We start from the raw sequence: 21,056 nt of genomic DNA on the forward strand, positions 1-21,056 counted from the left end.
CAGCGAATGAGTTCCATCGTAAATTCAGGAATATCGGAAGAATCGTCCATTACAAGAATCTGGAAAAACGGAGCGATCGTGATCAACCGTATCCGTCTAGGTCTGGTGGTTCTATTCGTGCTGACCCTGATTGGCGTTTCTAAGACCAACCATCCTACTCAAGTAATCGCTCACTCCGTAGGAACAGGGCTGATGGCTCTCTATTGTCTTTTAGAATTCTTTTTAGCGAGAGGCGGTAAGGTAGGCATCTCTTTCCAAAAGACTTTGGTCGTCTTGGACGTGATCATTCTTTCTGCGATCATGGCCGCGGACTGCAGCATTAACGCAGTCGTTGCCAGAGATACATTGGCGAATATGATCCTGTTCTTTATTTACTTTTATATAATGATCTACTCGGCTCTCTTGGGACAGAAGAGTTTCGTTCTTTTGATCGGATTTCTTACTGCTTTGGGTGTTGCGTTTGCTTTATACATCGGATGGAAGAGCGGCCTAGTATTAACAGAAGATGCCGCCAAGTCAAAAGATCCGGACACTCTTATTTTTTCCGTCCAGATCGTTAAGATCGGTTTCATGGTCACTGCCAGCGTGATCTTGTACCAATTGATGCGTCTTTTCGATAATCTTACGTCAGAAGGATCTCGTCTTTATGGCGAGACAAAGGTCTTCTTAAACCGGATCGAGGAGAATCAGACCGTAATTCGCAATTCGGCGGAAAACCTGGACGACTCTATCGGTAAATTCGCAGGTTATATCTCTCGAATCGGTGAGAAGATGGAATCGCAAGCTGCCGCTCTAGAAGAAGTGAATGCCGTACTAGAAGAACTTTCGGCAGCTTCTCACAATAATACACAATCGATCGAACGACAGAACGAAAGTCTTTCCGGACTAGCGAGTAATTCGCAAAAACTGGGAGAGATCATTGGGAATATCACGGAGTATAGCGAAGCTCTTTCTGCATTTGCAGAAGATAACAAGGCGGATATGGAAAACGTTACCATCGCCGCTGAAAAGACGAACTCTTACTTAGTGGATATCTCTAGTTCCTTCAATCGGGTAGACGAGATCAATCAAATCATGGGTGAGATCGCAGATAAGACAAATCTTCTCGCGTTAAACGCATCTATCGAAGCAGCTCGTGCGGGTGTAGCCGGAAGAGGATTTGCGGTTGTAGCGAACGAGGTAAGTAAACTCGCAGACTTTACTTCGGAAAACGCGAAATCGATTTCGACTATCGTGAGACAATCCCAAAGTTTTATTAACGAGGCAAAGACCGCTTCTGCAGAAACAGGAGACCTGACAGAGAAACAAAAGTTCAAACTGATCGATACCACGGATCGCATTATACGAATGAACGATCTCTATAAGGAACAGAAATCTATTCTGCAGAAATTTCTAACGGAACTGTCTCATATCAAAGGAGCTTCTACCGATATTTTGGAATCTACTAAAGAGCAAACTGTAGGCCAAAATGAGATGATCAAGACCATGGGGCAGTTGGAAAAGGACATAAACGAGATCAGCGAAGACTCGGGCCGTCTAAATTCCGAGATTGAAAAGATCAAGACCCAAGCGGGAGAACTTCGGATCTTGAGCGGACATTCCTCAACTTAAAGTTTCCTTTAAGGCCGTTGGTCCTAACGTAAATTTCCGTCTATTCGGAAAGACGGTCTCTCCGACCGATCTTTCCGGAGGATTCAGATCCAAATACAAACGTATTCCTCCGACTTTCGCTATAAGAGGAATAGGAATGGAATTCTCCAAACGTAAGGCCGACTCGGCAGACAGCACAATTCTGCAAATCTGGAAGAATGGAGCGATCGTGATCAATCGCATCCGTCTTGGCTTAGTAATTCTCTTCATTGTTTCTTTGGCAGGCGCTTACAAAAGCTTTCAGCCATTGCAATTCTTAGTACATGCGGGCGGCACCGCTTTCATGGGTTTCTATTGTATTCTTAACTTTATCATGAATCGGAGAAAAACCATATCCGTTGGATTTCATAAGACATTGGTCTTATTCGATGTAAATGTCCTAAGTATCACTCTCATCTTGGATTGCTTTGTGAGCCCGGATATTGCCGCAGGCACTCTTAAAAACGTGGTTCTATTCTTTATATATTTTTATATTATGATCTACTCATGTTTACTAGGTGAAAAGAATTTTGTACTTCTGGTAGGGCTAGTTTCTACACTAGGAGCTAGTATCGCCTTGGGCTGCGCCCTAATGAACGGTGCCGGATTCGTAATGGATCCGGAACTCGCAAAACTTCCTCATAATTTAAGTGCTTCTACAGAGATCATTAAACTTGCATTTATCATGGTAGCGAGCGTGATACTGGCCCAACTCATGAGGCTCTTCTTGAAATTAACGGAAGAAGGGAACAGACTCCATTCAGATGCGGAAGTTCTGCTCGAAAAACTGAAACAAAACCAAGTCTTTATCAATAGCTCCGCAGAAGGTTTAGAAGATTCTATCTTCAAGTTCGCTCAGTTTATCAATCGCACGAGTGAGAAGATGGAGTCTCAGGCAGCCGCCTTGGAAGAAGTAAATGCGGTGTTAGAAGAACTTTCGGCGGCTTCTTCCAATACTTCCAAATCGATTGAGAGCCAGACAAAGAGCCTAAACGAACTGGTAGAAGATTCCCAAAAGTTAGAAGGGATCGTTTCGAATATCACGGAATATAGTTCCGCTCTTTCTAGCTTCGCCAAAGATAACAAGGAAGATATGGAGAATGTTACCATTGCTGCGGAGAAGACGAAATCTTATCTAGTAGATATTACGAATTCATTTAATAAGGTGGATGAGATCAACCAGATCATGGGAGAGATTGCGGATAAAACCAATCTTCTCGCATTGAATGCCTCGATAGAAGCGGCAAGAGCCGGAGCAGCGGGGCGCGGATTCTCAGTCGTAGCGAACGAAGTGAGTAAACTTGCCGAATTTACCTCGGAAAATGCGAAGTCGATCTCTATTATCGTCAAGCAATCCCAAAATTTTATCAACGAAGCAAAGATCGCATCTACTGAAACGGGAGATCTAACCGAGAGACAGAAGTTTAAGATTTTAGATACTTCGGACAGGATCGTGCGAATGAACGCACTATATCTTGAGCAACGGAATATCATTCGTAAATTCTTAAGCGAGTTGGACAGCATTAAATCCGTTTCAAATGAGATCAACGAATCTGAAAAAGAACAAGGAGTGGGCCAGAAGGAAATGATCCGAACCATGTCGCAATTGGAAAAAGATATCAATGATATCAACGAGGACTCGAGCAACTTGAACTCCGAAATCGAGAAGATCAAGACCAAGGCTTCCGAGTTACGGGTGCTCAGCAATAATTCCAACTAAGGGTTTATCTCCTTCTTCTTTACAAGGCGACCGGTATTTCCTTCTATGGAATTTATAAATCCCGATCAGGAGGAGAAGAATGGGGACCAAAGTAAAAGCGGCAGTAATCGGAGGAACGGGTCTCTACAGTCTTGATGGAATGGAACTCGTTGAAGAGGTCCTTCCCGAAACTCCCTGGGGCAAACCCTCCGATACGATCAAGATCGGAAAGATCCAAGGCAAACTGATCGCATTCCTTCCCAGACATGGAGTCGGGCATTTTCTAATGCCTCACGAAGTTCCCATGAAAGCAAATATCTGCGCCCTGAAGATCTTGGGTGTCGAAGAGATCGTAGCTTTCAGCTCCGTAGGTAGCTTGAGAGAAGAGATCAAGCCGATGGATTTCGTTCTTCCTGCTCAGATCATAGATAGAACTAGAGGAAGGGAATCTACCTTTTTCGGAAAAGGCGTAGTTGCTCATGCACCGTTTGCGGATCCTTTTTCAAAGAATCTGAGCGATCGCATTAAGAAAGCTGCAGATAAGATCAATCTTCCCATTCATGAGAATAAGACTTTAGTTTGTATGGAAGGTCCTTTATTTTCCACAAGAGCAGAATCCCATATGTACCGTTCTTGGGGAGCCGACATCATCAATATGAGTGTTCTTCCGGAAGCGAAACTCGCAAGAGAAGCGGAGATCGCTTACCAAATGATCTGTATGTCTACGGACTATGATTGCTGGAGAGAGAATGAAGAAGCAGTCACCGCCGAAATGGTGATGGGCAACCTTAGCAAAAATGCAAATACAGCTAAGAAACTTTTAACCTCACTGATCTCCGATCTTGGGAATGGAGATGATCTGAGCTTAAAGAACAGTACTAAATTCTCGATCATCACTGCTCCAGAACGCAGAAATCCGGATACAGTTGCCAAACTGAAAGTAATGTTCCCGGACTATCTCTGAACCTTAGCTTTTCCTCGATTCGCATGGACCGAATCTAGAACATCAGAAAGAGCCTTTTGGTATTTCGGATAGAAGGAAAGATTATTATGATTCCCTCCTTCTATCCGAATGAATCTCACTTCCTTTCCCTCTTGGTTTGCAACTTCGAATAACGCTTTGCCCTGTTCAAAAGGCACGATCTCATCCTGGTCTCCGTGAAAGATTGTGATAGGGGACTTTGTATTTCCGATCTTCTTCTTTGAATCCAAAGTAAAAGACAGAAACCAACTTGGAACAAAAGGATAAAATTCCTTAGCTAAGTCCGCCATAGAAGTATAAGGAGTTTCTAATAGAATATGAGCGGGAGAGGTTTTAGTTCCTAACTCAAGTGCGACTCCCGTTCCTATGGAACGGCCGTAAATAAGGATATCATTTTCTTTTTTTGCCTTATGATCTTGCAGATAAGAATACCATTTTTCGGCATCTTCATACATTCCTTTTTCGGTCAATCTTGCTCTGCTCTTTCCGTATCCTCTGTAGTCCGTCATCAAAAGATCCCAGCCTCTCGGCACCAGATCCTCCGCTACTCCACCCCAGGATCTAAGACTTCCGGCATTTCCGTGAAAGTATAAGACTGTACCTTTTGAGGGTCCTTTTGCAGGGAAGAAGAGTCCGTAGATCTTCTCTCCGTCCTCTAAATCCAGTCTCACTTCTTCAAATCGATATGGAAAAGAATACGTATAGTCTTCAGGCAATACTTCCGGAAAGAAGATGAGCTTGTCCTGGTTATAATATAATAATCCGACCAAGCCCAAGAATATAAGAAGAATTACGGAGAGAAGATAAAGCATTGTCTTCAGAAATTTCATTTAGCCTTGATCTCTCGATTCCAAAGCTCCTTTCCTTCCGAATCGAAAACCTTAAGGTTCAATACTCTTTGCTTTAGTGGTCCCGTGATCTCCACAGTACCGAAATTCCTCTTATCGTCCACTAACGTGCCTTCTACTCGGATCGGGTTCTTTTCTGTGATCGGAGGATGCGTAGAAGAAGTCAGAGGAGAGACCGTAAAATCATAGAGAGGATATTCGAATCCTTCTTCCAAATAGGCTAATTCCGTAAAGTGCCTATCCCCAGTTAAGAAGATCACATTCTTCAATTTCAATTTTTTGATCTTAGAAAGAAGAAGATCCCTCTCTTCCGCATAAGTGGAATAATTCTCGAAGACCGACAAAGGGTTCAAGACCTGTCCCCCTACTACTACGAATTTAAATGTGGCCTTAGAGAAGGCAAGCCCGTTGACCAACCAATCCAATTGACGTTTTCCGAAATAGGATCTTTCTCCGGTTTTATTATCGTTCGCTGTCCTAAAGCTACGGTCGTCAGTCAGAAAGAACTGAGCATCTCCCCAAGTAAAGGAACCGTATATTCCTTTTTTAGAATAGTTAGGATTGGCCCAAAAGAGTTTGAACATTTCTTCTGCGGTAGCTCCCATCCAAAAAGAAGTATCTCCATCATTCGGCCCCCAATCATGGTCGTCCCAAATAGCATATTGATGCACATTGGCAAGTAGAGGTTGCAATTCAGGCAATGCTCTTTGTTCGGTATATCTATAAATGAATCCAGTGCGAGATTCCCAATCAGGTTCTCTAAGATAAATATTATCCCCCATCCAAAGCATAAACTCGGGATTCTTAGAGGCGATCGCTTTATAGATAAAGTATTCTCCGCCGTAAGGCTTGGCCTGGGTATCGTATTTTGGGTCGTTCACGAAGGCACAACTTCCTAGAGCGAATTTTATATTCGGAGGTCCGGAAGGCTTTCCGATCCAAATTGTTTGGGTCTTAAACCTCTGGATCGTCTTTGGCTCCTGGTATTTTCCGTTTACGTAAATTATATAGTCGTAGCTTTTCCCAGGTTCCAGTTCGTCTGCGATAAGATGAGCAACGTTTGCATTCTTATGTTCCGAAATAATTTCTTGAGTAAGATGTTTCCTTTTTGGGTCGTCCGTTAAGAAATACTCCGCATATACTTTTGCAGGTAATTTTGTTTGAACCCAGATCTTTACCTCTTTGTGAGTTGAGTATCCCAGCATAGGACCCGATCTAATAGGTGAAGGCGAACCTGTGTCGGATGTAATATTTTTACCAAATACTGACAAATAGCAGTAAAAGAATCCAAACAGTAAAATGAACAAATGGCTGGATGATAAAAGCTTATTGCGTCTCATAGTCCAGAAATATGCCTTAGGGCAAACTTCTTTCAAATAAAAAAAGGCAGAATTAGGATGGATAGAGGGGAATCTAGAAAAATACGATGGAGATTAACTCTCGGGCTGGAGCTACTCACCTCAGTTTTAGCGGTCCCACTAGCGGTGCTATTTGTGATCGTATCGGGAGGATACGATTTTCAAAAATCCCTCGCTCTGATCGTTACCTCAACGATAAGCTTATGTACTTCTTATGTAATCCCTGCTATTCGCTTCTTTTATTTAGGTAGGATCTTATCTTCCCTCGAACCAACTAACTGGGAGAAGTTGAACACCAATGGAAAATCCCAGATCAAAGCGAGGCTCTTGAACTTCCCTCTGGTCAATACGATATTCTATGTCGTGCAATGGACGTACGGGATCCCTGCCGCCTGGAAGATGATGCATTTTGTTTTTACTCCGAATCTACTGGAGTCCATGCCTTTTGTAATTATGCCTTTCATCATTTATCCGATCTTAGGTGTTTCGCATTTCTTTCTGACAGAGTCTATTCTTTCGGAAGTATTGGAATCGGATAAACTCATAGGTATGCCTGTGGATGAGAAATCCGTCCGAAAGATCTCCTTATTTACCAGGATCATTGCTACCATCGCTTCCATAGCTTCTCTACCTATCATTGTGATCGGCGATCTATTGATCGAAGAGACTTCCGGTTGGATCAAACTGGGAGACGTTAGGATCACTTTGGCTCTGACTATGTTCTTCCTTCTGATCACAGTAGTGGTCGCTTCCCTCTTGCTAGCCGCTAGTATCCGCAGGAATTCCAGGAATATGTCCGAGACGTTTTCAGAAATGTCTCAGGGGGAATTAAATCTACTGCTACCCATGATATCCACGGACGAGTTAGGAAGAAGCAGCAAGATGATCAACGACTTCGTAAAGAGATTACGTATCGTAGTAAAGACAGTGATCAAAGAATCCGAAAAGCTCTCTCAAAGCTCCAAGGTACTGGAAGAAAAAACCAAACACCTTGCCACCAAGATGCAGGAGCAAGCGGCCTCCACAGAACAAATGAGTTCTGGAGTCGAAGAGATCGCGGCCTCTATACAATCCACTTCGGATAGAGCGGAAAGCCAATCGGAAACTGTAGAACAGGCAAGGAATTCCCTATCGGAATTAGAGGACCGGATCCGCAACGTACACACTTCTCTCTTGGAAACTAAAAATGATGCGGAGAGAATGAGATTAGAAACTTCTAATGGAGAATCGGCACTTTCCAGTACCAGAAACGCAATGTCCGAGATCGAAACCAATACTGCTAAAATGGAAGCTAGCGTGAATGTGATCCATGAGATCACCGACAGGATCGGCTTACTCTCCTTGAACGCCGCCATAGAAGCCGCAAGAGCCGGAGAGGCAGGAAAAGGTTTCGCAGTGGTAGCGCAAGAGATCTCCAAGCTCGGAGAACAGACCCAGGAAAATGCAAAGCGGATCCGAGCAACATTGGCAGAAGCCGTCAAAGCAACTAACTCAGGAAGAGAGGTATTGGGAAATACCGAAGTTGCGTTTAGAAGGATAGGCGACACCGCTCAGAATACTTCAGAGAGGATCTTGAACGTTTCTTCCTTGTCAGAGGCCCAATTGGTCGCGAGCGCTAGAGTAAAGAATGCTTTCTCGGAATTGATACGGTCCGCAGAGGAGATACGAAATCATACGAAAGAACAGTCGCAAACCTCTTTAGAATTTTCTAAAACGATCGGGTCTATTTCCGAGGCTACCGAATTCCTGAACGAAGTTGCAAACGATATAGATACTCTTGCGGAAAAATTGGCAACCCAAGCGAGTTCCTTGAAGAAGGAAGTGGAATTCTTCCGGACTTAAGCAAACTTCAAAGACATTAGGTCTTAGGTAGAATTACCTTAAATACGGTCTTACCCGGTTTAGAAGAAAATTCTATTCTTCCTCCGTGCTTTAAGACGATCCTTCGGGAGATATCCAAGCCGAGTCCGCTTCCTTCTCCGGGAGCCTTGGTTGTATAGAATGGATCGAAGATCTTTGCCTTGATCTCGGGCGGTATTCCTGGTCCGTTATCCGAAATAGAAACGGATACATCCGAATTGGAATCCTGGATAGAGATCTTGATCTTTCCTTTGAATTGCATTGCTTGCAGAGAATTGTAGATCAGGTTCGTCCAGACCTGGATCAGATCGTCGGGATAGGCAGGAATGATCGGTCTGGCTTGGAAATCTAGTTCTACCTCAACCCCATTCTTGATCTGGTTGTGATAGATTGTGAGCACCGTTTCGATATTTTCCGCCAGATCCGTATCGATCTTCCCTCCGCCCGAATCGATATGCGCAAAACTTTTGAGCGCATAAACGATCTTAGAAGTACGATCCACAGCCAAACGGATCGAAGCCGCATTCTTATATGTCTGGATCTCTTCGATCGCAAAATCCAAAAGTGCAAGATTCGAATTCGCGCTGAATATTTCGGAGAACTCGTCTAGATAAGAATACATTCCCACATCCATAAGTCTGTCGGCAAGATCGTATGAATTTTCGAATCCCATATTACTCAGGCGATTCTTCAATTGCTTCAGTATATTTCTTCTTTCTTCTCTGGAGACAACCGTTTCCTTATTCTTAATTCCTTGGCGAATGAACTCGGATAATTTCTTGATATACTTAGGCTCAGCCTTTGCAAAATTAGGACCCAATTTTTCTAGACGTTCCGGAGAGGAATCCAAATAGGCTCTTAATTCTCCGCTCAATGCAGAAATGGCGCCTAACGGATTATTGATCTCGTGTGCGATCCCCGCTACTAATTGTCCTAAGGCAGCCATTTTTTCGGAGAGGATCAATTGGTCTTGGGTCTTTCTCAAATTATCCAGTGCAGAGGCGAGTTCCGAGGTTCTGGTTCGGACTGCGACCTCTAGTTCCTCCTTTGCCTCTCTTCTTTCCGAATTGAGTGTCAGTTGAGTGACTTGCTCTGCAACTGTGACCACGAATTGCTGTTCATAACCCTTCCATTTTCTTTGGCCACCCCTATGCTCTAAGCAAATGACTCCGTGTAATTCCCCTCTTAAGAAAATAGGAGAATCCAATAAGGAATCTATTTCCAAGGGAATACTATAGGATTCCGCAAATTCTTTCGTGCGAGGATCGTGAACTACATCCATAGCATCTACGAATCTTTCCGACTTGATCGCAGTTAGATAATTCGGATATCCCGAAAGGTCCATAAACGCAGGCTTCATAAATTCATTGTACTTTCTATCCCAGCCGATAGCCAGAGTAAGGCGCTCTCCACCTTTACCGCCGAACAACCAAATGGAGGCACGATCGCATTCCAATGTTTTCGTACACATTTGCACTAAATGCTTTAAGCCAGATTCCATATTTCCGGAAGCAAAGTCCGGGTCCGTAGCCATATCCAGAAGCATTCTAGTCTGTTCGGATAGCCTTCTTGCTTCTTCTTCTTTTTCTCTAGCGACTGCTTTGGCGAGTGTATTGTCTTTTGATATAGCAACTAACGCAGGTCTTCCCAGTAGATTTACTGTTCTTGCAGAGAATATGGTATCCACAATGGTATTGTCTTTTCTACGGAAGGACACATCTATATCTCTTAATATCCCTGTTTCCTTGAGTTGCTTAACAAGTTTGGCCCTTTGTTCCGGATCCGCCCAGATGCCGAGTTCCACTACAGTCCTTCCGATCGCTTCTTCCTTATTGTATTGCATTAACTCATGGAACATCGAGTTTACATTGATGTATTTTCCCGTTTCCAGATCGGAGATAGTGACCGTATCCGGATTCATATCGAATACTTTCTCGAATAGATCCTTACTCTCTTCCAATTGAGCGAGATACTGGTCTCTTTCGGACTCAACCTTCTTCTTATCCGTTATATCGATAAGAAGTGCGAGAAGTACCATCTTATTTCCGAGCATAAACACTCTGTTCCCGGAGATCACATGTCTTTCGCTACCGTCGGAATGGTTGATCGCCGCTTCCACATTCTTGGACCAACCTACCTCTTCTAATTCTTTGCGGATCTTGGCGCGATCTAGATTTGTCTTCCAGATCCCCAATTGAAAAGAAGTCCTTCCGATGATCTGTTCTTTAGTATAACCTATAAGTTCGCAGTAAGCTTCGTTGACCTGCATGTATGTTCCTGTTTCCAGATCGGATAAGGAAACAGCAGCTGGGTTCATTTGGAATATCTTCTCGAAAAGCTCCTTGTTATGACGCACTTCTTCGTTTAATCTTTTGGCTTCCGCTTCCGCCTTGGCCCTTTCCGAAATATCGGTGCCCAAAGAGATTACATGCGGCCTTCCATTCAGATTGATCACCCTTCCGGAATAGAGCACAGGGATCGATGTACCATCCGTCGAAGTGAATATGGTCTCTATATTATTGATCTCCCCTTTTTCCATGAGTTGGTTGTAGATCTTAACTCTCGTTTCCGGATCGTTGTCCCAGACCGGAAGTTCTATCGTTTCCTTACCGACTACTTGTTCACGAGTGACCTTGACGAACTCCATAAATCTTTCGTTCACATCCACGACCTTCTTGGAGACAAGATCGGTAAGTACAACGTAAGAGGGGATCAATTGGAATAATTTTTGGAATAGCTCTTTACTCTTTTCTAATTCGGAAGCAAGGTTCCTAAGATCTTCCTGAGCTTCCTTGATATGAGTGATATCGTGCCCTATTGCGAGTATCTTTCTTTCTCCTCCAGTCTCCAGTACTCTGGCAGAGAATAAAATGGATCGGATCTTTCCGCCAGGACTGCCCATCTTGACTTCGAGATTTTCCACTACTCCCTTTTGGGTCAGCAATCCTCGGATCAATTCGCGATCTTCGAGATCGTAATATACTCCTAGTTCCACCGGAGTTTTTCCGATTACTTCTTCTCTTGTCTTTCCGACGAATTCCAAAAAAAGGTCGTTTGCTTCTAGATAAGTGCCGTCCGCTCTGGACAATGTAATTGCGGTAGGATTCAAGCGAATGATTTGGCTCAGGATCTCTTGGTTTTCTTTGAATTCTTCGAGTAGTTTTTGTTTTTCGAATTCTTCTCTAACCCTATCCGTGATAGGTACAGTTACCGTGAGTAATTTTAAGGATCCTCCGAACTCGATCGGGTGAGCCGAGAATAGTCCCCAAAACTCTTCTCCCAATCGATTCATAAAACGGATCTCTAGATCTCTTACGAATCCCTTCTTCTTGATCGCTTCTATGATCTCAGTTCTTGTCTCTGGAGAAGACCAAAATCCCAATTCTACTCCGGACTTGCCTAGGATCTCTTCTTCGGAGTACTTGACTTGTATGCAAAATTGTTGATTTACTTTCAGATACTTTCCGGTCTCGATCTCGGTGATTGCCATCGGAAGAGGATTCATATCGAAGAATCTTTCCAGTACTTCCCAGCCTATCTCCGTACCGGCGCCAGGATTTTGAGAGGTCTCATTCGATTTCGGAAGACGAACATGCAACCAATAAGAAGTCTCCTGCCCTTCTTCTCCCTTGATCTTAAGAGCCTGACAGAACATTGTCTTTGAGGTTCCATCTTTAGAAGAGAACGTATCCAAGAACCATTCGCTTCTTTCTTTTAATTTTAGCTTTTCGGGAAGGGTACTTGCGACATTTGAGATCTTGGAGAAGCTGATCTTCAAGAGTTCTTGAGATGTATAGCCTATAAGTTCGGCGCCTGCGGGATTCAGGTCTAAAAGCTTACCCGACCCGGAGAAGACGAAAATACCGTCTTCCATACGATCAAAGAACTGCTTTAAAAAATGTAGATTTGAAACGGAAGATTCCAAGCTTTTGACCAGCACCTAGAGGCCTTCAAATACTAATCGACTCAAGAACGGTAGAAACTATTTTTCTTCTCCTTCCTTTTTTTTCGATCAAAACGATTTTTTTGATGGGGAAAGGCGAATCTAACGTTACCGGCCCCGATATCCGCCTGAATTATAACCGTTCAAAGGCGTAAAAATAAATTTACATCCGTAGAGCCTATGATGAACTCATTCGCCTATGTTGGAAATGCTTGGTTTTTTTGCGATCCTCGCGGCCATTTTTTACTTAATCTTCCCATTTATCTTAAGTTCTCGTATTAGAGAGCTTACTACCAGGATCCAAGAATTAGAGAAACGATTCGGAGAAGGGACCACAATGCCTGAAACCTCTCGTCCTCTCGAAAATGAAAAACCAAGCCAGAAAGAAGAAAAGCCCATCCAAGTTAGAGAGGCTTCTCCGAAAGTCGCAAAGACCGTTTCGGCTCCGGCAAATTCTCCGAGTACGATCCCTTCCCCGCAAAAACAGGAAAGAATAGAAAAGATCCAGGAGCCGGCCCAAAGATCGGAGGCTTGGCAAAGGTTCGAAAAGCAAATCGCCGAAAATTGGACCGGGATCTTAGGAACGATCATCTTGGTGATGGGCGTTGGCTTTCTAGGCATCTACGCTGCACTGAATATGTCTCCCTTCTTCCGATTCTTAATGGTCTTGGGAATCGGCTTAGCTCTTTTCGGAACATCTGTCTTCTTGATCCGAAAAGATTTCTGGGAACAGATCGGATACTGGCTAAGAAGCGGATCGGGAGCAGTCGTACTATTTGCCTGTGTCTCCTCCGCATCGGTTCCGGGAATGAAATGGATCCAGAGCGAATTTCTAGCGTTAGTTCTCATTCTTGTAGGGGTCACGATCAATCTAGCTCTTGCTTGGTTCTCTTCTTTGCAAAGATTTGCGAGCTTACATATCATATTGAGCCTGGTCTCTCTCGCGATCCTTCCTTTCACTACATTGATCTTCTTCCTGGGAATGGGAGTTTCATTTTTCAGCGTGCTTCTCTCTTATAGAGCAAAGTGGGAATTCCATCTTTTACAAACGACACTCTCCTTCTTAGTTCTGAATTTTATCTATAAGACGCATTTCTCTTTGGCGGCCCCTATTCTGGACTCTATGCAATCCAGGACTTGGGGGATCTTAGGGACCTTGCTTGTCGGCGTAGCAGCGATCCTAGTACATTATAGAAAAGTATACTCCTCCGAAAAATTCGAGGCCTTACCTTTTGTCACTCATTTGTTCTCTTGGGCTGGGATCGGTCTTGGACTTGCCTTATACTCGACCGGATCCGTTTGGAATCCACTGATCCTGATCTTAAGTTCCGTTTTACTTTTCTTCTGGGCAAGAACCGCAAGAGAAACGAAGAAGATCCGTTGGCTCTATCTAACCGACAGTTTAGTTTCTCTATCGATCGCATTCGTTGGAGTTTTACTTTTAAGTAGATTGGAGATCGACAAATTCGCGATCACTGTCTTCTCTTCTTTGTTATTTTCGATCTTCTTCATCGTAGCTTCCGAGGAGAAAGAGACATTCTTGCAAAAGGTAGGAGCAGCGCTTTTGCATTTCTCTTGGGGACTTTTCTTACTTCTTCTCTTGGAAGATCAGTCTTCCTCGAATAAGGTGGGATTTATCTCCACTACGGTAACTTGCTTAGGAATGCTTGCGCTTTCGTTCGGGATACAGATCTATGATTCGATCCGAAACAAGAACTCAGCGACAGCAGTAGACGATATCTATGGTCTTTTAGAAGGACATAAAATCTCTCCGTCAGGGATATTTGCAGGTTTATTCGCCTCCGCAATCTGTTTCTTAGCGTTTCCTTGGCAGTACTCCGAATTTTACCTCCCAATCTTCGGAATAGTTCTCTTGGCGATCCGGCAAAATCGGAATTGGAACGGTTTAGGAATAGGATTGTTCCCATTTCTACTTGCCTTACACGCGTTAGTGATCTATAGGATCTCTCATTTAGAACCTTGGGATATATTACTTAGGGATCTTCCTGCGATTGTATTCAGCTTCTTATGTATTCCTCTTTCTAGAATTAAACTAAATTCAGAAAAAACCCTATATTTTTCCCAACCGGGGGCTATATTATTTTCTTCTCATATACTTTTCCTAAGCTACTGGGTCGCAAATCCGATCTCTCCCTTTTTACCGGGGATCTTGTGGCTCCTTCTTTCCGTATTCTACCTGGAAGCTAAGGTATTCTTCGAGAAGAAACAGGAAACTTGGAATCAATCCTGGAAGTCGTCCATCATAGCGAGTAGGAATGTTTGGGCAGTCTTTGCGATTTCCTTTGTGGTCTTGTTCTTAGGTGCGCATATTCTAGTGCATCTACAGTCCGAATATTCCTTCGGGATCTTCAAGATCCGATTCTTGATCCAGATCTTCGCCATAGCGATTTTCTTATACTGGGCAACCAGTTCGTCCTCTCAAACATTCGATACTCTTTGGGACAGGATCCTTCCTTTCTTCTGGGAACTGAGTGCGATCATGGCAACGATCGCGATCGCATTAGAAGTCCCGAATCAGTGGTTGGCAGTAGGCTGGATCCTCTGGGCATTCTTGTTAGAATGGATCGGGTACAAATTCCACGCACGGGTCTCCAGATTCAGGTTCTATTCTCTTTGCTTTTTCTGGTATTCTTGTATCCATGTTGGATTCGTTTCTAGCACGAATACGACTCCATCACTCTATTGGGCGGACCAAGAATGGTTCGGCGGATTGATCGCAATTCTCTTATTAACCGTTTACTTAGTGAGAATGTACAAGCTTCCCTATCGTGCAGGTTCCGAAGCAGAAGGCTTCCCATCTACGATCAAACAGATTGCGGAGAAGTTGGAGCCAAGATATAATATTGCGATCTTCTATCCTTTGTTTGCGGCGATCGCTCTCTTTCTCTATTGGAGTTTCGATTCTTCTCTTCTTACCCTTCTCTGGATGGTAGAAGTTTTTATTGTCTTTGTGATCGGACTCCTACTAAAAGAGGAACATTTCAGATATGTCTCTCTTGGTGCTATGATCGTTTGCTTGGTCCGATTGATCTTCTGGGATCTATCCAACTCTTCCACAATTACTAGGGCCCTAGTGTTCTTAGGCGTGGGAGGAATATTGATTTTAATGAATACACTTTACGGAAAATTCAAAAGCAAGGAAGGGTCCGATGCTGCGTAATAGATTTTTCTTCCTTCTTTCCCTTTTGGTCTCCGGTGGTTTGCTTTCCTTTTTAGCCGTCAAGAGCAAGGCGAACGTGCAATTGCCTGCCACCCTTTCTCCTGCATTCCAATTGTTGGGAAAGCCGATCAAGACGATCGATCGTTCCCTCACGAAACTGCTTCCGATCAATGATCTAGATGAAAAGCGATTAGGCGATTCAATCGCCTTGAGATACGAATCCTATTCCGATCCTACCAGTCCGGATCAGATCTATCTCCGGAATTTGGTGTATAACCTGAGCGTAGGAAATTCCAAGAATTTCGAATATAGGGTTTTTATAATGGATACCTCTTCTCCGAATGCGTTTGCCATGCCGGGCGGAATTCTATTCGTAACCAAGGGTCTCTTATCAATGGTGAAATCTGAAGCCGAACTTGCCGCTATATTAGGGCATGAAATAGGCCACGTAGAACTATCGCATTGCATGGATGGGGTCAGAGGAGAGCTTCTAGCCCGCAAAATAGGCGCTGCAAGCCTAGGAGAATTCGCGGATATCGCTGTTGGCCTTCTCATCAGACCTTCTTTCAGCAAAAACCAAGAGGATGAAGCAGACCAGTACGGTTACGAACTATTGCGTAGGGAAAAGTATGACCCATATGCAATGGGAAGAACCTTCAGAAGATTAAAAGAAGCCACAGGAGAAGGAGAAGCGTCTCTTTCCCCCATCCAAGAATACTTTATGACTCATCCGCATTTGGAACATCGCTCCGAGAAGTTTACGGAAATGGCAAAAAAAGAGGATGAAGGCAGCTATTACGTAGGAGCAAAAAATCTAAACGAGCGTTCGTCTAGATATGAGCAGGAATACGAAGAGGAATTCGTAAAACGCTAAGCAGATCGGATAAAATTCCTTCTACAAAACGGAATTTTTCCCTTAGAAATCAGGTCATACACTCTTACTTTGCAAGGATAGCGAAGAGCATCCTAAGCGAGCAAAGTAGATCGTTTGGAAATAATTTATTTAAAATGCTCGATGAGCGTTTTCCAAATATTTTTTCCAAAATCACTCATATTCTTTCAGCAATAGGCCTTAAATTTAAGGAAATTGTATAGATCCAACTTAATGCTAAGAGGTTATTTACCCTTCCTTCATTGCTTATTAAAAAATCCGTAATTTATTGAAAAAGATCTGTATTTTCAGCCGGTTTTATGGGTATGGTATTTATGGAATGTTACCTAAGTACCATAACTGGCAACTTAGTTAACATATATCCAATTCTCTTCACTATTCTCACTACGTGAGCGGCCTCTTCGGAGGCCGCTCCGGTCTTTTGATTTTTTCTCTTGCTCTTGACGCTTCTTCCTGATGATTTGGGAAAAAAATTATTACTCAGGAATGAGAATGAAAAAAAGAGCATTGGCTATATTGGTAATTTACCTAATCGGTTTTTCACTCTTCGCGCAAGCCGGAGGAGCAAACCGACAGCCTCAAAAAAATCCACCCAACCCAAATCCACAGAACCAAAACAATGGACCGATCCAAAATACGAACGACCAGAACTCGAGTTCGAATTCTTCCAACGAAGATACGAGCACATACTCCGGTTTATTAACTATTTTGGAACTAGATGCCGTTAGTGGCGGTTTAGAAAAAGGCGGACCTCAATCCGTAAACGGGATCCTGAATAGCGTCCGTCTCGCAAGCAGTGTGCTAGGAGACGCACCCGAATTCTTTAAGGAGAATACTTCTACCACGCCGGTGGGAACAATATCTCCTAAGATACGATTGAGCCAGCAGCTTTCGGACAATACCTTTATAGGCTTCAATTATTCCCTGGGGGAAAAATCCGAAACCAAGACTACCACTACCAGTACTTCCAATCGTTTTACCGAAGATACGATCAAGCCTACTACGAACGAATGGAAGATCCGATATGGTTGGGGACCTTTGAACCTTCTTACCAGGAAAGACTTCAGCTATGAATTCTCTTTCGGATACGGAAATTCTTCCACCACCGGTAACTATGGGAACTTTGGTCTGAAGCTTCCTGGGATGTCCGGAGGGGTTTCCGATGGGATCAGTGGATATGCGATCGGGGCCGGACAATTAAAGTACAATATTAGAAATTTCTCAATTGATTACGGTGTGGCCGTTCCTATGTGGGATTGGTTGAACTGGTACTTCCGTGGGGATTTCACTATGTTTTGGGGAAATATGAGCATGGCTTCCTTTCAAGCCGGAGCGGACACAGGAGGAACTGCAGGCTCCTATGCACCTGTGCAAGCGACCATCTTCAAATCCAAAGACGGTTTCTTCGAAGGGCTGAGCGGATTTACTTGGAGTTTCGAAACAGGCTTCGTGATCCGAATCTTCAATACATTCGGGATCAGAGTCGGCGGATTCTATCAGTTGAGCACTTTCAGCGTAGGTTCCGTCCAAGGATACAACGTCGCTCCAGGAACTACTCCTGTAGAGATCGGCTCCGTTGAGAATCTATCTTCCACTTTAGACAATAAGCAGTTAGGGAATTTCGGGGCTACTTTCGGTCTCGTTAAGAACTTCTGATACACTTTATCCATAAGAAGAAGTTCGATTTTGGATTTCTTCTTATGGAATATTAAAATATCCGAATTTATTAAAGATCTTTTAAGATCTCTGCCTTCTTCTTTTCGTATTCCGGTTTTGAGATCAGCTTCTTATCCAGTAACTCTTTCAGGGTCTTTAGCCTGTCTTCTACACTCTTAGGAAATTTTTTAGGTTCGCTTGCCGTATCTTTCAGGATTTGAGATGTCCAAAATCCAGTCTTCACACAGATTCGATTTGTCTCTTCCGCTTGGCCAGGCAAAGGAGAAAGAAAGTCTAAGCCTTCCGGACGTATCTCAGGCAAGTAAATGGAGTTTCGAGTAGACGGATCCGGCTTGCTGACCGGAACCAAGGTCCATTCTCGAAACGAATAAGGAGTTTGGAAATCCAAGACCTGTCCGATCTCGGAAAATTCCAAGATCAAACCGTCTGCACGATTTCGGATATAGAAAACGGTACGTCTGATCCTGAGGCCAGGACGAATGGGATCTTCTCGCTTTATAATAACTTGATATGCATGTGGAAGCCCATCCGATATATCCGCTTCCGCTTTGAACAGCAGCTCTCCTAATTGTGCAGTCTCTTCTTCCGTAAGTACCCTAATGGGATCTCTGGAGATGACTCCAGGTTCAGGAATGCCGGCGAATTTGAAAAGCTTCTGCCATCTGGTTACGAATTCTGTTTTATCCGTGGAATCTATCGGTGCGCCGGTAAGGACACTGGAAGCGATCGGCAGCCAAGTATCAGGCTCCAAGAAGAGAGGAGTTTCTGGACCCTTCTTCAGATAGAAAAGTACGATGGTCTCCGAAGAACTTGCCATTTCTTTCTTTTGAGAAGAAATACAAGAAATCGTTATAAACGAGAATACGAGAAGGAAAGAAAATAGATTAGGATTTTTCTTTTTTGCCCGAATCGGATTTTTTAAGCATGCTGCCAATTTTGCCCAATTCCTCCGGCTTAATTTTAGCTCCCGCAGCTTTCTTATTCTCTGCTTGGATCTCTCTATACACTTCGGCCCTGTGCACGGAGACTTCTTTAGGAGCCTTGACCCCGATCTTTACTTGGTCCCCTTTGATATCCACAATGACGATCTCTATATCGTCGCCGATGATTATGGATTCATTGGTACGTCTAGCTAGTACAAGCACTTAGGACATCTCCACAGTGGCACTTTCCAGGATCTTTTCTCTTACAGAATGGATCTCATTGCGAGAAACGAATTGTCGACCGGTTAACTCTTGCTTATTGATCAGGATTGGTCCTTGTAAATTCGCTGTCATAGAAGCCGGATCGTCGTTCGGGATGGTCACTATGACTAGTATCAACGCTTCTAAAACATCCTGCAACCCGATTTGAGAGATCTCTTCGGAGCTAAGAAGCGGTTTGTATTCTTTTTTAAAGAGAGAAGGAGGTATGACCACGAAAGCAAGGTCCACCTCATCTACGGATTGAAGCCATTTGAATACGGACTCCTCGTCCTCTTCGATTAAGGCGAAACTCTTATAATTGCTAAAACCTAAGAGTCCCTCCGGAAATTTGATAAGTTGTCGTTCCGAAACTTTTATTTTCCCGAAAGGTTTGCTTTGGATCTCAACCATTGACCGACCTGTTATTCAGCGCCAGAGCGCTCTTAGTTTATTGCTTTTTCTATTCTCTACAAGAAGAATTCCCGGTAGGAAATCCTACCGGGACACCGGTTTATCTTAAAAAGTCCATCAAGGTAGATTTAATCACCTTAGAACCTACGTTAAGCGCGTACTGATGGATCGTCTCTAACCACTTCATATTCATGATGGTTTCAGGGAAATCGATTCCCTCATTCTTAGCGAGTAACTCAGTCATGTACGATTTATCGAAAGATACTCTTTGAGAATGCTCTTCCATTCGGTTCATTCTCGCACCCACGATGGATCTATAACGAAGAATATTCTCCAGAGCCAGATCCAAGTCTTGGATATCTCTTCCTGAAATCCTCTCTTGGTCCTTCTGGATCAAGTCGTTCCTGAACTGGATCAATACGTCGAATACGGAGAGACCGGTTACGGTAGCAGACTTACTATAATTATTAGGAGGCTCCGAATTCGCAGGATCGATGAGGCCTATATCCCTAAGCATGGTCCCTCCATCCACATCCTCCAACCAGACCTGGTGAGGAGCAGTAGAGCTTAAACTGATATTATCCTGGGCGAGCTTGTTTGCTTTAGCTTCGATCGGAGAATTATTGATCTTATCGATAATATCATCGATCGTGTCGCCCGCAGAAACTTGGATCTCTACTCCGTCTATTTTGAACTTCTGATCCGAAACCGCTACATAGCCGGAGTTATCCACGCGACTAGTCACGCTCATATTCGTTCCCCAGAAGACCTTGTTCCCGGGAATGGTGACAGGAATATATTCGCCTTTCTCGATCTCTCGGAGCTGTTCTCCGATATCGCCGCGGTATTCAACTCCGATATATTGGTTCTTAAGTTCCAATCCTTGGAGGCCTTTGATCTTGGATTCGATCGGTTCGAAAGGAGGTCTTTCGATCACATGACCGCCGAACAAAGGTCTTCCGGTAGCATCTCTGGTATTTGCGATATCAACTAACGCACGAAGTAGCTCGTCGATTTCCTTACCGACAGCGACTTCCAATTCGAAGCCTTTATCTCCTTGATAAATACCGTTGGATGCCTGGACTGCGAGAACCCTCGCTCTTTGGAAAAGGTTTCCTATTCTATCCAGCTCTCCGTCTATCTGCTGAAGTCTGCCAAATCCATCGTCAATATTGGATTGAAACGTATCTAGCTCGTTCAAACGAGAACGAAAGAACATTTGGTTCGTAGCTCTTCCCGGTTCGTCGGAAGGAATACGTATCCTCTGTCCTGTGCCCAATTGGTTTTGGGTTTCATCCATAGCCACCTGGTGACGGTTCAATGTCCTCACCAGACTGTTATTTTGCATCATGTTAGTGATCCGCATCATGGCTTCGCCTCCTTGCTATTCCC

General features: G+C 43.8%; 14 protein-coding genes. 7 read left to right on the forward strand and 7 right to left on the reverse strand.

What is annotated here, in order from left to right:
* Window positions 1–15 precede the first annotated feature (15 nt).
* From EHO57_RS07075 to mtnP, 3 genes are all read left to right on the forward strand, one after another.
* Window positions 16–1,611, forward strand: a complete 1,596-nt coding sequence (locus EHO57_RS07075; RefSeq protein ID WP_425460775.1) for a methyl-accepting chemotaxis protein — start codon at window positions 16–18, stop codon at window positions 1,609–1,611.
* A gap of 136 nt (window positions 1,612–1,747) precedes the next feature.
* Window positions 1,748–3,349 carry a methyl-accepting chemotaxis protein gene (locus tag EHO57_RS07080; RefSeq protein ID WP_135644246.1) on the forward strand — a complete coding sequence of 534 codons (1,602 nt, stop codon included), beginning with the start codon at window positions 1,748–1,750 and terminating at the stop codon, window positions 3,347–3,349.
* A gap of 79 nt (window positions 3,350–3,428) precedes the next feature.
* Window positions 3,429–4,292, forward strand: a complete 864-nt coding sequence (gene mtnP / locus EHO57_RS07085) for an S-methyl-5'-thioadenosine phosphorylase (protein ID WP_135644247.1) — start codon at window positions 3,429–3,431, stop codon at window positions 4,290–4,292.
* Here mtnP and EHO57_RS07090 read toward each other — a convergent pair.
* Complete coding sequence (locus EHO57_RS07090) at window positions 4,283–5,140, reverse strand: alpha/beta hydrolase (RefSeq protein WP_135644249.1); 858 nt, start codon at window positions 5,138–5,140, stop codon at window positions 4,283–4,285. The two genes, mtnP and EHO57_RS07090, sit on opposite strands and share 10 nt — an antisense overlap.
* Window positions 5,137–6,498 carry an alkaline phosphatase D family protein gene (locus tag EHO57_RS07095; protein WP_167882261.1) on the reverse strand — a complete coding sequence of 454 codons (1,362 nt, stop codon included), beginning with the start codon at window positions 6,496–6,498 and terminating at the stop codon, window positions 5,137–5,139. Before EHO57_RS07095 ends, EHO57_RS07090 begins: the two co-directional genes overlap by 4 nt.
* 57 nt (window positions 6,499–6,555) lie before the next feature.
* Here EHO57_RS07095 and EHO57_RS07100 point away from each other — a divergent pair, with 57 nt between their 5' ends.
* Window positions 6,556–8,358: a methyl-accepting chemotaxis protein gene (locus EHO57_RS07100; RefSeq protein ID WP_135644253.1), complete on the forward strand. Its 1,803-nt coding sequence runs from the start codon at window positions 6,556–6,558 to the stop codon at window positions 8,356–8,358.
* Window positions 8,359–8,374: 16 nt separating this feature from the next.
* Here EHO57_RS07100 and EHO57_RS07105 read toward each other — a convergent pair whose 3' ends face one another.
* Window positions 8,375–12,316, reverse strand: coding sequence for a PAS domain S-box protein (locus EHO57_RS07105; protein WP_425460768.1), 3,942 nt, complete (start codon window positions 12,314–12,316; stop codon window positions 8,375–8,377).
* Between the two features lie 202 nt (window positions 12,317–12,518).
* On the opposite strand from EHO57_RS07105, the gene EHO57_RS07110 reads away from it, so the two are divergent.
* From EHO57_RS07110 to EHO57_RS07120, 3 genes are all read left to right on the forward strand, one after another.
* Window positions 12,519–15,500 (forward strand): DUF2339 domain-containing protein, encoded by a 2,982-nt coding sequence (locus EHO57_RS07110; RefSeq protein WP_135644255.1) that lies wholly within the window; start codon window positions 12,519–12,521, stop codon window positions 15,498–15,500.
* On the forward strand, window positions 15,490–16,374 hold the full coding sequence (locus EHO57_RS07115; RefSeq protein ID WP_135644258.1) for a M48 family metallopeptidase: 885 nt from the start codon (window positions 15,490–15,492) through the stop codon (window positions 16,372–16,374). The genes EHO57_RS07110 and EHO57_RS07115 overlap by 11 nt, the downstream gene beginning before the upstream one ends.
* Before the next feature lie 510 nt (window positions 16,375–16,884).
* A complete protein-coding gene (locus EHO57_RS07120) occupies window positions 16,885–18,048 on the forward strand; it encodes a hypothetical protein (protein ID WP_167882262.1) in 1,164 nt (387 codons plus the stop codon).
* Between the two features lie 70 nt (window positions 18,049–18,118).
* Here the strand turns inward: EHO57_RS07120 and EHO57_RS07125 are convergent, their stop codons facing one another.
* The 4 genes from EHO57_RS07125 to EHO57_RS07140 all read right to left on the reverse strand — a co-directional run bounded on the left by EHO57_RS07125 (window position 18,119) and on the right by EHO57_RS07140 (window position 21,030).
* Window positions 18,119–19,003, reverse strand: coding sequence for an SHOCT domain-containing protein (locus EHO57_RS07125; RefSeq protein WP_135644260.1), 885 nt, complete (start codon window positions 19,001–19,003; stop codon window positions 18,119–18,121).
* Window positions 18,954–19,214 carry a carbon storage regulator CsrA gene (gene csrA / locus EHO57_RS07130; RefSeq protein WP_135584564.1) on the reverse strand — a complete coding sequence of 87 codons (261 nt, stop codon included), beginning with the start codon at window positions 19,212–19,214 and terminating at the stop codon, window positions 18,954–18,956. Before csrA ends, EHO57_RS07125 begins: the two co-directional genes overlap by 50 nt.
* Window positions 19,215–19,664 carry a flagellar assembly protein FliW gene (gene fliW, locus EHO57_RS07135; RefSeq protein ID WP_135644262.1) on the reverse strand — a complete coding sequence of 150 codons (450 nt, stop codon included), beginning with the start codon at window positions 19,662–19,664 and terminating at the stop codon, window positions 19,215–19,217.
* Window positions 19,665–19,764: 100 nt separating this feature from the next.
* On the reverse strand, window positions 19,765–21,030 hold the full coding sequence (locus EHO57_RS07140) for a flagellar hook-associated protein 3 (RefSeq protein WP_135645419.1): 1,266 nt from the start codon (window positions 21,028–21,030) through the stop codon (window positions 19,765–19,767).
* Window positions 21,031–21,056: the final 26 nt, after the last annotated feature.

This window comes from Leptospira langatensis (assembly GCF_004770615.1).
GTDB lineage: Bacteria > Spirochaetota > Leptospiria > Leptospirales > Leptospiraceae > Leptospira_B > Leptospira_B langatensis.